Annotated in this window: 11 protein-coding genes; 2 read left to right on the top strand and 9 right to left on the bottom strand. The window is 69.0% G+C overall.

From position 1 onward, the window contains the following. Positions 1 to 72 precede the first annotated feature (72 nt). The 6 genes from AMK26_RS35750 to AMK26_RS21215 form a co-directional block, all read right to left on the bottom strand. Positions 73 to 902 (bottom strand): IS5 family transposase gene (locus AMK26_RS35750; RefSeq protein WP_241838007.1). Its coding sequence is split into 2 segments (ribosomal slippage): positions 73 to 563 and positions 563 to 902, totalling 831 coding nucleotides; the frame shifts between segments, so codons are not numbered across the junction. A gap of 254 nt (positions 903 to 1,156) precedes the next feature. Beyond that, on the bottom strand, positions 1,157 to 1,420 hold the full coding sequence (locus AMK26_RS36715) for a hypothetical protein (RefSeq protein ID WP_206745196.1): 264 nt from the start codon (positions 1,418 to 1,420) through the stop codon (positions 1,157 to 1,159). A gap of 260 nt (positions 1,421 to 1,680) precedes the next feature. Next, positions 1,681 to 2,832, bottom strand: a complete 1,152-nt coding sequence (locus tag AMK26_RS21235; protein WP_073756233.1) for an SMI1/KNR4 family protein — start codon at positions 2,830 to 2,832, stop codon at positions 1,681 to 1,683. A 213-nt stretch (positions 2,833 to 3,045) separates the two neighbouring features. Beyond that, positions 3,046 to 3,603: a telomere-protecting terminal protein Tpg gene (gene tpg, locus AMK26_RS21230; protein WP_073756232.1), complete on the bottom strand. Its 558-nt coding sequence runs from the start codon at positions 3,601 to 3,603 to the stop codon at positions 3,046 to 3,048. Positions 3,604 to 3,615: 12 nt separating this feature from the next. Continuing rightward, positions 3,616 to 5,847 carry a telomere-associated protein Tap gene (gene tap, locus AMK26_RS21225; protein ID WP_073756231.1) on the bottom strand — a complete coding sequence of 744 codons (2,232 nt, stop codon included), beginning with the start codon at positions 5,845 to 5,847 and terminating at the stop codon, positions 3,616 to 3,618. Between the two features lie 1,400 nt (positions 5,848 to 7,247). Beyond that, positions 7,248 to 7,940: a hypothetical protein gene (locus AMK26_RS21215; RefSeq protein ID WP_073756230.1), complete on the bottom strand. Its 693-nt coding sequence runs from the start codon at positions 7,938 to 7,940 to the stop codon at positions 7,248 to 7,250. 769 nt (positions 7,941 to 8,709) lie between these two features. Between AMK26_RS21215 and AMK26_RS37365 the strand changes: the two genes are divergently transcribed. After that, the gene (locus AMK26_RS37365) at positions 8,710 to 8,916 is read left to right on the top strand and encodes a hypothetical protein (RefSeq protein ID WP_198944126.1); all 207 of its coding nucleotides are present in this window, start codon (positions 8,710 to 8,712) and stop codon (positions 8,914 to 8,916) included. Between the two features lie 342 nt (positions 8,917 to 9,258). Here AMK26_RS37365 and AMK26_RS21205 read toward each other — a convergent pair whose 3' ends face one another. Further along, positions 9,259 to 9,756 carry a hypothetical protein gene (locus tag AMK26_RS21205; protein WP_073756228.1) on the bottom strand — a complete coding sequence of 166 codons (498 nt, stop codon included), beginning with the start codon at positions 9,754 to 9,756 and terminating at the stop codon, positions 9,259 to 9,261. Positions 9,757 to 10,021: 265 nt separating this feature from the next. Here AMK26_RS21205 and AMK26_RS21200 point away from each other — a divergent pair, with 265 nt between their 5' ends. Then, complete coding sequence (locus tag AMK26_RS21200) at positions 10,022 to 10,492, top strand: flavodoxin family protein (protein ID WP_073756227.1); 471 nt, start codon at positions 10,022 to 10,024, stop codon at positions 10,490 to 10,492. 159 nt (positions 10,493 to 10,651) lie between these two features. On the opposite strand, the gene AMK26_RS21195 is transcribed toward AMK26_RS21200, so the two are convergent. Further along, complete coding sequence (locus AMK26_RS21195; RefSeq protein WP_079277717.1) at positions 10,652 to 11,518, bottom strand: SGNH/GDSL hydrolase family protein; 867 nt, start codon at positions 11,516 to 11,518, stop codon at positions 10,652 to 10,654. 366 nt (positions 11,519 to 11,884) lie between these two features. Continuing rightward, positions 11,885 to 12,598 carry a B3/B4 domain-containing protein gene (locus tag AMK26_RS21190; RefSeq protein WP_073756226.1) on the bottom strand — a complete coding sequence of 238 codons (714 nt, stop codon included), beginning with the start codon at positions 12,596 to 12,598 and terminating at the stop codon, positions 11,885 to 11,887. Positions 12,599 to 12,604: the final 6 nt, after the last annotated feature.

Below are 12,604 nucleotides of genomic sequence, written 5' to 3'. Positions count from 1 at the left end.
TGTCGACGCACCACAAACAGAGCAACGAGCCACCGACTTTCCAGACACCCCCCTAGGTTCTGTCGTCAAATGTCACGCCCACATCAGGAGTGAGGCGAGGGTGACGGCCGCCTCGTAGGACTGGGCTGTTTTGTCGTAGCGGGTGGCAATGCCGCGCCACTGCTTCAGGCGGTTGAAGCACCTTTCCACGACGTTGCGGTGCTTGTAGACCTCGCGGTCGAAGGCCGACGGGCGGCCGCCGCGGCTGCCTCGCCGGGCCCGATGGCCGACCTGGTCGGCCCGCTCGGGAATCGTGTGCGGGATGCCCCGGCGGCGGAGCCAGGCGCGAATCGCCTTCGAGCTGTAGCCCTTGTCTCCCAGGACGTGATCGGGCCGGGTGCGGGGTCGTCCCGGTCCGATGCGGGGCACTCGGATCGCTTCCATCACGGTGGTGAACCGGGTGCAGTCGTTGGTGTTGCCGCCCGTGACGACGAAAGCGAGCCGGCGGCCCCTGCCGTCGCAGGCCAGGTGGATCTTGCTGGTCAGGCCGCCTCTGGACCGGCCGAGGGCCGGGTCGCGCAGCCCCCTTCTCGGGCCCCGGCCGCATGCTGGTGGGCCCGCACGACCGTGGAGTCAACGGACACCAGCCACTCGATGTCGCCCGCCGCGTCCGCCTTCGCCTGCGCGGCCCGCAGCATCCGGTCGAACGTCCCGTCCGCCGCCCACCTGCGAAAGCGCGTATGGAGCGTGGCCCACGGCCCGTAACGCTCGGGCACATCCCGCCAGGCCGACCCGGTCCGGAACTTCCACACGATCCCGTTCAGGACCCGCCGGTCGTCCAGCCGCTTCCGCCCCCGCAACGACCCGGGCAGCAACGGCCGGACGAACTCCCACTCGGCATCGGACAGTTCATGGCGACGTATCACAACCCCATAATCCACTACTCAAGATCATTTGAAGACACCACCTAGTGGTGCTATAACAACTCTTCACACCGCCACCGAAGCGGTGTCCGTCTCCAGCGCCCCGGCCAGCTGCGCCACTCCCCAGCCCGGGTTCTCCAGCATCAGCCGGTAGACAGACCCGCTCTCACGATCGAGCCCCAACACTCCCCACACCAAAAAAACCGCCCCCTCGTTGTCCCGTCCATCTCGATCGCCTTGCCGGCACATTCACGTCACGGCACGGAAACGCCACACCTTCCGGCACGCACCCGCCACCCGGCGAGGGCGATAGTCGAAACCTGCACCTGATCGAGTTCGTCCTCACAAAGCCCCCGCCGCAGGGAGACGTCATGCCCGAGCGGATCCTGCTGCGCGCCCTGTGGACCGCAACAAAGCCCGGGAACGGCATCGAACACATCCGCGTCCACCCCAGCCGGGCCGGCGCACGCGGCGCCATGTTCTGCCTCGCCGAAGACAATGAACATGCCGTTGCGCAAACGCGTTCGCTGTGCGACCGCGCCCTTGCGGAAACCCCCGCACTGCACAGCTGGCAACTCAGCTCCCCGGCCCGGCCCACCCCTGAAGAACAGCCCCACCCGTATCACTCGCGCCCATCACCCCACCCCGGACGAAACACCAGTCACAGCAAAGCAACAACACCACCAAACCAAGAACAGACGAAGAAGACCGGCGCGGAGCGCTTCATCTGGCGAGTCTCGCCAGATGAAGCGCTCACGCGGAACCGGAGCCCCTGGGGTCAGTCCTGCTCTTGGGCGTACTGAGCTGCGTACCAGCTGGAGTCGATGGCGGGGTTGCGCAGGGTTCCCCAGAATTGTTCGTCAGGTATCGGTGGCAGTGACGGTCTGCCCAGGTCTGCATGTAGATCCGCACGCCAGTCGACAGTAAGGCGGCTCCGGATCCCCGCGCTCTCGTACACCGACCTGTAAGGCGAGCCCCAGATCCCGTGTGCCATTTTCTCCGCGGCCCACCTGCGCGTGTCGTCTCGGTGGGCGTTCGCCTGCACGAGCACCGCGCGTAGTCGCAGGACCAGCGGGTCGGTCTGGTCCGGCCGTGATGGGACTTCACCCCGCTCCAACGCGTCCAGGGCTGACTTGACCTCTGGGTACTTGTTGAGGCCCGTTTCAACCGCCAGTCTGCGCAGCTGCTTCCGAGCGGCCTCAGCCACCCGCTCCCGCGGCAGGACCGCGAGCAGTGCACCGAGTTCCTCCAGTCCGTCCAGGTAGCTCGCGTGGAGGAGGTCGGTGGGACTGCAGGAGAGGTCCAGCTCCGGGAGCTGCTCATCCGGTGTGGGAAGAGGATCGTCGGCGCTGCCCCACTCCGGGTGGGCAGGTATGGCCCACTCCCAGAGCAGCCGGCCGTTGAACGTAACGACACCGGCATCCCGGCCGCTCTCGAGCCGGCCAGCCAGCTCTGCCAGGTACCTGCCCAATGAGTCGGCCTGCCCGAAACTGGTGCCGGTCTCGTCGAAGAACCGTCCGATCGCGCCGAAGGAGCCCCGCCCGGTGCGGCAATCGATCATGAGACCGTCTGACGTTGCCCCATAGGAACCGAACTTCGCGTAGCCGTGATGCCAGTAGTCCTCGGCCTCCTGCTCGTCAAGGCCGTCGGCGACGTTACGCATGAACTTGGTGTCCTCGACGATCTCACTCACTCCGAGTAGCCGGTCCTGCGTGCTGAACCGGAAAGTCTCTGGTCCGTCCAGTGCCCCGTTGTGTTGGAGCAGTGAAGCGACCAGGTCCGGAGGAAAGGTGATACCCAGTTCCTCCTGTGCTGCCGCGATCTCCTCATCTCCTGCGGGCGGTCGGAGCGTGGCGAAAGTGCGAGGCGCCTGCTCGCGCAGCCACGCGTCGATGCGGCTCCATGAATCCTGGACCAGGTCTGCTGTCATAGGGCTGACCCTAGAGTCAGCCACTGACAGCTTGATCGTCGCTCACTGGCCTTGACTGCCATGTTTGCGTTCGGTCCGGCCAATTCGAGTGTGCTCTCGTCCCGGCTCACCAAACCGTCGGCAGCCCACGCTCCAGTCGCCAACTCAGGCACTCACTCGCCAAGTGAAGCGCTCAGTCACATCGAGGCTCGCTGACTGATCGGGGCGGGGCTGCTACAGGTCGAACTCGAGGTGCTCGATGTCGGTGAACCGGACCTCCTCCAGGGAGCCGGCGCGGCGGCCGCCGTCCTGGAAGTACACCTCCTTGAGTCCCTCAGCGGCGATCTCCTGGAGCCGCTGGTCGCTGGCGCCGGCCTCCTGGGCTTCGAAGAGGCGGGCCGCGTACTGCGGGGGCAGGGCGACGGTCAGGTGCCGGATGCGGTCCTCATCGGTCGCCCCGACCGGCGCGACGTAGCCCATGCGGGCGCGGGTGTCGATGACGATGCCGCCGGTCGTCGCCGCCTTCTGCCGGGCCCTGGCCCGGATCCGCGGCTGCCAGCGCTTGCTCACCTCGCGCTCCAGGCGCGCGGCGAGGTCCGCGCGGGGCTTTTTGATCTGGTCCTTCACATACCGCTCGACGGTGCGCTGGGACACCCGCAGCATCCGGGCGACCGCCTTGGTGCTCTTGAGCTGCTTGACCAGGTAGCGCATCTGCGCGCCGGCCGACTTCGGCGCCGGGCGGGTGAACGCCTTCTGCACCGCGGCTTCCAGGCCGTCCCCGAACAAACTCATCGCCGCCTCCTCCTACTCACCGCTGTCGACGTCGGTGACGGTGCCGTCCTTGATGTACCGGGCGAGGTTGAGCTCCGGGGCGTTGAACCGCTCGCGGACCTCCTCGCCCCACAGGACGGTCTGGGTGCCCTCGTGCTTGACCAGACCGGGGTTGACGCCCAGCTTGAACCCGCCGGGCAGCGGCTTGCCCGCGCGGTACGGCAGGAAGTCCAGCGGGCTGGTGCCGTTGGCCACGTACACGACGCAGTCGGAGAGGATCGCGACCGGGTACTGCCCGGTGAACGCCGCGTGCTTGACAATCTTCCGGTGCAGGTTGGTCCGGGTGCGGGAGATGACCGCCGCGCGGATGTCCGGCCGCCACGTCGGCCGCTCCAGGGCCCGCCACCGCTCGCCCGGCCGCCAGCCCTCGCCGCGCGGGCGCTCGCGCAGCTTGCCCAGGCCGCCCTTCACGGTCGCCTTGATCGCCGAGACGACGACCACCAGTTCCGGATCGCGGTCGCGGTAGCCGTCCATCGCGGCGAGGAAGTCTTCCGGAGGCAGGTCGGCGCCGACACCGAGGTCGGCCATCGTGGCGAGATAGGCGTCACGCAGCCGGTTGTACCAGCCGTCCAGGTAACGGCCGTTGTCGTACCGGACGTACGCCTCCAGCGGGCGCACCTCGTAGCCCAGCTCCACCGCGTACGCGACGGTCGGCGTCGCGTACCAGGCCGGCCCGGCCGGGCGGTCGCCCTTCGGGGTGAACGGACTGGGCAACAACGAACCGTCCAGCTCCACCCACTCCTTGCCGACCTTCACCCTCGACAGGTCGACGTGGGAGAGGTCGACCAGCCAGCTGCCGGGCAGCTTCGGGTCGAACGCCGGGTTCTTGACGTGGGTGGGCGCTCCAAGACCCACGACCAGGCCGTTGGCGCCGGCGGCGAAAGCCATGTTGACGTCGATGCCGACCAGGTACCGCAGGGTGCACTCGGCATCCGTCATCGGCCGCGCCCAGTCGTACGCCTCCTCGAACAGCTTCTCCGCCGGGCCGCGCACGTGGAAGCGCGGCAGGTCCGCCAGGAGCGGGTGTCCGTCGGGGGCCTCGCACGGTGCGCAGTCGACCGGGTCCTTGCCCAGCGAGCCGGGGTTGCGCTCGGAGTGCCGCTTCCCCGTCGCGTCCGGCTCGGAGGCGCGGGTCGGCGGGTGCAGGGCGGTCATCAGCTCCAGGCCGGTGACCGCAGTCGAGCCGCGCGGCGTCATCACGCGGGAGGCGTACACGCCCAGGACGCGGGCGAGTTCCGCCGGAGGAAGCTGCCCGGCCACGCCCCAGTGCCGGGTGTCCAGCGCGTTCCACGACGGGATGCACAACTGGACGCAGGCCCGCTGAAAGCCGGTGGCGGGGCGGTAGATCCGCGCCCACGGTCCCAAGCCGCGCTTCGTGAGCTTCCACTCCGCGCGGGCCAGCTGCTTGATGACCTTGTGGTCCTCGGGGATCCGTCCGGCGAGCTTCTCCTCGTCGGTGAGGGTGAGGGGGAGGCCGTAGCGCTTCAGCGCGGCCTCGGTGAGGACGAGCAGCGGGTCGGCGTCCTTGCCCGGCCCGGACAGCTTCGGCTGACCGAGCCGCCCCTCGCGCAGCGCCCACTCCACCAGCGCAGAAAGCGACTTCGCCGGTACGTCCAGGACCAGGCCGCCGACGCAGAACGCCAGCACCTGACCGTCTTCGACATCGATGACCGCCAGCGGACCGTTCTCGAACCTCGCATCGGCGCCACCCGCCGGAGTGCCGACGGTGGCCGCCTTCCTCACGGACGGCGGGCGCCGCGACGCCGGCTTGGTCGTGGCCGCCGGGCGCGGCACAGCCGCAGAGGCGGCGGGGGCGGCGGGGTGGAGTGCGCGGTTCGCGGACTTTGCAGTCGGGCCTGCGGGGCCGGTACGGGCTTGGGCCGATTCGGCTGCCGGGGGCGCAGCAGCGGCCGGAACGGCAGGCATCTCGGAGGCCGCCGTGTCCCCGGGGGGCACCTGGGCGTCGGCGGGGTAGAGCCGGGCGAGCTGCTTGAGCATACGGGCGTATGCGTCGCGCTCCGGCGGCCGCGGCTCGGTCTTGCCGGCCTCCCAGCCGCTGACCGTTGCCCGCCGCACCTTCAGCGCGGCGGCCACCTCGTCCAGCGTCAGGCCGTGCGCCTGGCGCAGCCGCCTGCGCTCCGCCGGGGCCGGCAACGGGGAACGGGACGCAATGAGCGCGTCGACCGCGTCAAACAGCTCGGACATACAGCACCTCCTTCCCCAACCCTAGCGTGAAGCGCACGTTTCGCGTACCAAACGCGTACGGACGCCGTAAGCGGCGGTTGATGGGAAGGGCGCCCCCGCGCCTCGGTTGCTGCAGACTCCTCAGCCGTCTTCAGCCGAAGGTTTGCGGTGGTGTCCTGGCTTTGCCCGAACTCGCCGGTGGAGGCGGCATCGTTTGAGAGATCTGGGGAGCAGACGGTTGCCATGACCAGCCGGCGCGGTGGCAGAACGCTCAGGGGCGGGGCACGAGTCAGATCGTCACAGGGCTCGGCGAGCGAGCGCTGCTGACGGTACGGAAGCGCTTGTGCCGTAGTAGTCGCGGCGGGCGGCCTGGACGTGGGTGGTGAGGGTGGGGTCGGCCGTCTGCCGAGCTTGGTGCAGGCCGGCGGGCGGATCGGGGCGCTGGCAGACCAAGGTCAGGTGGATGCCGGTCAGGGCCCGCGGTCTTCAGGAGGCGCATCGTTCACCGGGCGGTGAGGCGGTGGGCGCGCAGGACGGTCAGCCCGGTTCACGGGCAGGACGGTGAGCCATGCGGTGACGGCTTCCCACGCGGACTGACGCCCGCCGGGCAAACGGCCCGGGAGCACAGACGGTTTACCCAGCACGGCCAGCAGGTCGTGGGCGAGGCCGGTTTCGCTGGTGGTGCCCGGGCCGGGGCGCAGGGCGATCCGGCCGGACGGCGGATGGGGGGCCGCCAGGGCGGTGTGCTGTGGACCGCGTCGTCGCCCGGGCCGAGGACCACAGCGACGGACGGTGGCACGCGAGCGGCATGGCGGCGTGGTCGTCAGGCAAGGCGCCTGAAGGCCCAGCGCAGCAGCTCCTGGCCCACGCAAGCACCGCCGGTGCGGGCCAGGCCGGTGCAGGCCAGGGCGGTCGCTGGGCCCAGGCACGGACGTTGCCGTGCGCGGCATGGCTGTCGGGCGAAGGTGACGTCCTCGAGATCGGCGTCGGCCCAGACCCGATCCGCACCTTCTCGGGCAGACCACCAAACGGACCGTAGGATTCGTCGTGCAGGAACGCGGAGCGCAGCGCGGCCAGCACCGACTCCCGGCCCCACCGCCAGCAGCGACCAGCCGGCGTCTCAGCTCAGTGCTTCCCGTCCTCGCCCAGCAGCGCCCACACCACGTCAGACACCCCATACCTCTGCCGGACCGAAGCCTCCACCTGCCCAGTCGCCTTGGCTGCTCCAGCCAGCGCCACACCGTACGCTCCGAAACACCCACCATCTCAGCAACCGCATACACACGCCGCGTCGACAACGTCCCCCGCCCACTGCCACTCCAGCAGACAACGCACCACCAACAGCCTCGGCAACACGACCCCTCGGTCGGCTCCTGCACCCTGGTTCACCCCACCATCACACCGGCCTCTCGCCACCGCATTTACAGTGGCTCGGCCGTCTTGCGGGGGTCATCGGCCGTGATCAGACCGATGAGCCGCCGGGCCTGTTCCTCGGCCGGTTCGTGCCGGGTGACGGGCAGGTCGAAGGCGAAGTCCGAGCCGTACGCCTGTGTGGCCCGACGGTGGCTGAAGTACACCTCCACCGCTTCGGGCTCCTCGCGCCGGAGTTCCACCTGGTTCACGGCGCAGTCCCACCGCTCGAACCACCTGCTGTCCGCGAGTCCCTGAGTCAGCAGCCGCGCTACGGTGTCCACGGGCTGCTCCCAGCTGGTGTCCGCGACGGCACGCGCGAGTTCGGCGTCGTACTGAGCCGCATCGAAGTGGACGTCGTCGGGGACGGGGACTCGGATGTCGTTCGTGTTCTGCCAGGACGACCACACCACTCGGTCACCCTGACGGTGAATGGTGACGAAGACGCCTCCACAGCAGCCGGTGCAGCAGTCGTTGTTCGACAGCTCGACCTGGCGTGGTTCCTCCATGGCCGCCAACGGCCACCGCTCGGCCGGACCGAACCATTCTCTGCGCGAACAACTGGCCACCCCCTCCGGGTGGATCTCTCCGAGCACGTCCTGGCCATCGATCAGTGGGCGCATCTCCGCCCACTGCTCTATCGCGAGAGCGTCCGGTATGACATGTCTCAGGGCGAGCGTACTGATCTGCCGGGAGCGGTTCATGCCGTCGATGGTCGGCCACGACGGCGTCCACGCACAAACGCTTAAGCGTCCCGACGCTCGCGGGCGGGCACCGTTGCGGCGGCGGGCGGCCGGCTTGTACCGGCCTTCATCAGCCCGACGGCGGTTGCTCTCAGCCTTGCCCGGACGTTGCAGCCCGAGGCCGCCGCGCGAGCCTCTTCCCCTCTGGCCGTCCCAAAGCCCTTACGTGCCGGGGGCACCGCCACCGGCACAGCGCCCGCCTATGCGCTCACCACGTACCACTGTCGTCGTACCGCCGAGGCAACAGTGCGTGGGGACGCAATGCCACCTGCTTCAGCAGATCACCTCACGGGCGAAGGAACATAGCCTGCCCATTCCTCCAGTAGTCCACCGAGTAGAAGGGTTCCGCGTCGGACCCGGACTGCTCGTCGCCCTGGGCGTCGGCGCGACCTCACGTGAGCTTGACCGTTGGTGAGCAACACATAACCACGAGCATCTGGGGTCGTCCGGGGGAAACGTGGGATGCCTGGCCGGATGTACCCCAACGAGCTCGGCCCCAGTCTGACGTCAGACATCCAATTTCCCCGTTGCCCGCGAGGCGACTCGACCGATGCCCCGGTATCCGGTCGAGCACTGTTTCCCGCATGGGATCGCGAGTTCCTGGCCGAGAAGACGGGCGGCCGGCCCGGATGCGATCCGCAAAGCGGCCGTCCACGTGGGCGCTCCTGTGGAGGTGTCCCCACGCGTATGCGTCGGCATGACTACCGCAACAAACAAGGGGGTGCTCCCCGTGGCACACAAGAAGATTCAGATCCGCGGCAACAGGCGAGCGATGGTGGTCGCCGTCGCGCCGGGCACTGCGGCAGGGCTCGGCACCGTCGCGCCGGTGCAGGCGGCGCCCCAGCAGGCGACTGTGTCCGTGTGGACCAGCGACGGCTGGGGTGGCGGCACCGTCATCAGCCAGCCGGCCGGGATCAACTGCCACCAGCCTGCGTGACAGCCGTACAGCGAGGAACCGCAGCAGCCACCTACCGGCACATGCTCCGCGAGCTTCCCGGTCGGCACGACGGTGACCTTCACCGGTACGCCCGTCCCGGGTTCCTACTTCAACTATGCCGACCCGAACCCTAAGACCGTGTATCCCGGCTACAACCCTGTGTACGTCGTGTGCTGCCCGGAGAACGACTACTGCATGGCCCCCTCTGACCGTACAAGGCCGCGAGTAGGCGTTCCGGGGCCCCGGCACGCTCGTCGAGAAACCGCCGAGGGCCGGCGCGGCTCCTGCCGCCGCTGCGTTCCCCCGGACCTCGCGCCGCAGTCCGTAGCGACGCGTTTTCCGCTACTCCCAATCGACCAGATACCCCGGGTGCCGTACGCATCCGCCGTCGGCCACCAGCGTCGGCTCCCCTGAATACCAGTCGGGTCGCAGCGACAACTCGATGCCGTGGTCGTCCGTCGTCCGGAGCCCCGGGAGGCCGGCCCCCGGCTCGCCCTTTGCGGGGGCCGGAACGTCCTTTACCGTCAGGCCCTGCTCGGACCATTCCTCGCGGAGCGTGTCAACCACCGTCTCATACGCGGCGCGGGTCGCGAACTGGGGTGCCCAGGTGACGCTCGGCTGGTCACGGGTGACGCCCTCGGCGTCGACGCCAAGGTCGTCCTTACAGGAGGCGTTGGCCATCTTCCGATGGTCCACTATGGACGAGGGATCCATCCCCAGCCGCCGCACCGCGTCCTCACCCGCCTCCTGCGTGAGACGCAGGTGCTCGGTGAACTCCGTCTCCGACATCACCCGGCCGCCCGCACAGCCCTGAGTGAGTACGGCGACGAGCAGCACCACGCCACCAGTAGTCAGTGCTCTGGTACGGCGCCCGCGCAGTGGCGCGAGGTCCGGACAGTGCGAGGCGGAAGAGGGTGCCCCCGACCGCCGGTCCCGCGACCAGGACGCTGTACGTCGTGGCGGCTGAGCAGCGGGAAAACCTACCGGAGCTGGTCCGGGCGCGCCGCTGTCCCGGTACCGTGTGGTCGCCGTCATATCTCGTGGTGTCACATCTGGAGACCCTGTGTTGTCCCTTCTACGGAAACGAGAGAAGGGATCGTCCAAGATGAAGGCCGTCATCGTGTGCGTCTCCGTGTCACACGGCAGTACGCGTCATGTCGCCGACACCATGGCCCAGGTACTGGGCGCGAAGGTCGTTCGCCCCGAGGAGGCCGACCTGGTGGAGCTGGCCGGCGCCGACCTCGTGGGATTCGGCTCGGGCGTCTTCTACGGCAGGCTCCACCCCCGCCTGACGGACTTCGTCAGGGCACTTCCAGCGAGGCCGGGCCGGGCATTCGTGTTCGCCACCAGCGGGCTCCCCGAGATGCCGCTGGCGCCTTTCACCCGTCCCCTGGTCCAGCTCCTCCGAGGCAAGGGCTTCGAGGTGGACGGGCGTTTCTCATGCCGGGCGTTCGACACCTGGACCCCCTTCAAAGTGGTCGGCGGCATCAACAAGCAGCGGCCGAACGACGGGGACCTGGCCGCGGCGCAGGCGTTCGCGGAGCATCTGCGGAACAGGGAAAGGCCGGTCGCGTGACCGTGCCGCTCAGACGGTGCGCCATGGGCCGGGCCATGAGGTCAGGTCAGCGCCCGGATCACCGGGTGAAGGGTAGTGGGGGCGTCCGGCCGTGCTGTGGTGGGCAGTGGTGGAGCGGGCGCGGGACCGCAAGAGGCGACCCGCCGTCGTAGATCCGCGTCAAGATGTCAAGGCCGCGCGTCGGACGGCGGCGGCGAGGGTCGTGCCGATGGCCTCGGCGCCCTTGGCGTTGGGGTGCAGGGGCATGGTGGCGCGGGTGCGTACCCATCCTTCGATGAAGCGGTTGGCGGGTGCGGCGCACGCGTCGTGCCCGACACCGAGGGGGTAGGTGTCGACGAAGACCGCGTCGTGCTCCTGGGCGGCCTGCTTCAGCCGGCTGTCGAGGTGGTCGATTGTGCCTTGGAGGTAGTCGGCGTCCATGTCCCAGATGGGTTGGGTGGGAAAGCAGCCACCGGGGCGGATGACGTTGCCGTAGCCGATGACGAACACCTTCGCATGGGGCGCGCGGCGGTGGATCTCGTCCAGGGCTGCCGCGAACATGGGAGCCCACGCGTCGATGGCGGCCTTGGCCTTGTCGGAGCCACCTGCGGTGTTCCGGGCGGCGCAGCTGGCCCCTTGGGGTTTGGGGTGCACGTTCAGACAATCGAGGGCGAGCGTGACCAGACCGGTGTCCACGCCGCCAATGGTGATGCTGACGATGTCGGTGTCGGAAGAGAGCGCGTCGAACTGGGCGTCGGTGCCCGGATACTGGGAGGTGGTCAGGTCTTCGACGGTGGCGGCGGAGCAGCTGACGTCGGCCAGCTTGGCATCCAGGGCCTTGGCGGCGACGTGCGGGTAATTGACGAGTGAGCGCAGGCACAGCAGGTTGGACACGTCGGGCGGCGGCACTTGGGGTGAGGCGGCGAAAGAGTCGCCGAGGGCAACGTACTGGAGAGGCTCGTCCAGCGCTGCTGAGGCAACCGGTGCCGCAGCCAGGCAGGCAAGCGTTCCAGCGGCGGTGAACGCGGTCAGGAGGCTACGTGGCATCACTTTCACCAGACGATCCCCTTTCCTTCCGTTTCGCTCATTTCTTGTCGAATTCACATCTTCCTACCACATTGCCCGTCTTGTCCGGTGTTGCGTTGGGCGAGTTGGGCGCCGATGCAGTAGTGCGGCCGCCGCCGAAGGGGAGGTCTGGTCCAGGGGCGCGGGCTGGTCGGTGTTGATGCCCTGGATGCCGATGAGCACGGGTGCTCCGGCCGGAAGCCGCGTCCCGGCAACTTCGATCTCGGTGGTGGTGAACCGCCGGAGTGTGAACGCTACGTCGCTCGCATGGGGACGGCTGCTCCGCTTGCCTGGTCTGCGGGCGTGGTGGTGGAAGTGTGCTGCAGGTCCTCGCGGCTAGCGACCGTCTCAGGCTGTGGCCTGGGGCTTTGCCGGGCTGAGGAAGCAGACGGCGGTCTGATCAGCGTGTGGGAGGAGCAGGCCCTGTAGCTCGTGCGCAGCGGTCTTGAGGAAGTGGCCGTCGCGGGTGGCGTGGAGGGTTTCGAGGAGGAAGGCGACGCGGGTCGAGTCCTCGGTGACGCGGGTGCGGTGGGCGTCGCGGTGGTTCCAGTGGCGGGTGAGGACGCTTGCGGTGTCGGCGTAGATGATCTCGCCGGGCTTGGGGTTCTCGATGGTGTCGGGTTCGCCGAGCGGGGTGAACTCCTCGGTGCCGTCCGCGTAGCGGATGTCGACGTCGCCGGTGACGTGGTCGAGGTCGAGGTCGAAGGCGCCGGCGGGCAGGCCGTTGCGGACGGAGACGGCGTTGTAGGAGTCGACGGCCGGGTTGACGCGCGGCAGCGCGCCCTTCTTGGCGAGGCGGCGGCCGAGCGCGTCGACGCTGGGGCGGACGCGACGGGGGTTGGTGCCGAAGGAGCGGTAGGCGGTGTGCCACGCGTCGATGCGGGGGTCGGTCTCGTCGGCGGGCTGCCAGGTGCCGTCGGCGAGTTGCTGTTCCAGTTCCGCCACTGCCGCGACGGTGTGGGGCCAGGGTTCACGGCCGCGCAGGCCGGTGGCGGTGATCAGGGCGATGAGCGTGTCGGGGAAGGCGTCCGTGACGGCGGGGGCGATGCGGAAGACAGTCATGAGGCA

This window comes from Streptomyces sp. CB03234, from assembly GCF_001905885.1.
GTDB lineage: Bacteria > Actinomycetota > Actinomycetes > Streptomycetales > Streptomycetaceae > Streptomyces.
The sequence above is the reverse complement of the archived record's forward strand: the minus strand, read 5'-3'. Positions and strand labels throughout refer to the sequence as shown.

Excerpts from the sequence above, each read along its gene's own strand:
- tpg (WP_073756232.1), bottom strand. The coding sequence starts at position 3,603 with ATGAGTTTGTTCGGGGACGGCCTGGAAGCCGCGGTGCAGAAGGCGTTC.
- AMK26_RS21190 (WP_073756226.1), bottom strand. The coding sequence starts at position 12,598 with ATGACTGTCTTCCGCATCGCCCCCGCCGTCACGGACGCCTTCCCCGAC.
- AMK26_RS21235 (WP_073756233.1), bottom strand. The coding sequence starts at position 2,832 with ATGACAGCAGACCTGGTCCAGGATTCATGGAGCCGCATCGACGCGTGG.
- AMK26_RS21215 (WP_073756230.1), bottom strand. The coding sequence starts at position 7,940 with ATGAACCGCTCCCGGCAGATCAGTACGCTCGCCCTGAGACATGTCATA.
- AMK26_RS21195 (WP_079277717.1), bottom strand. The coding sequence starts at position 11,518 with ATGCCACGTAGCCTCCTGACCGCGTTCACCGCCGCTGGAACGCTTGCC.
- tap (WP_073756231.1), bottom strand. The coding sequence starts at position 5,847 with ATGTCCGAGCTGTTTGACGCGGTCGACGCGCTCATTGCGTCCCGTTCC.
- AMK26_RS21200 (WP_073756227.1), top strand. The coding sequence starts at position 10,022 with ATGAAGGCCGTCATCGTGTGCGTCTCCGTGTCACACGGCAGTACGCGT.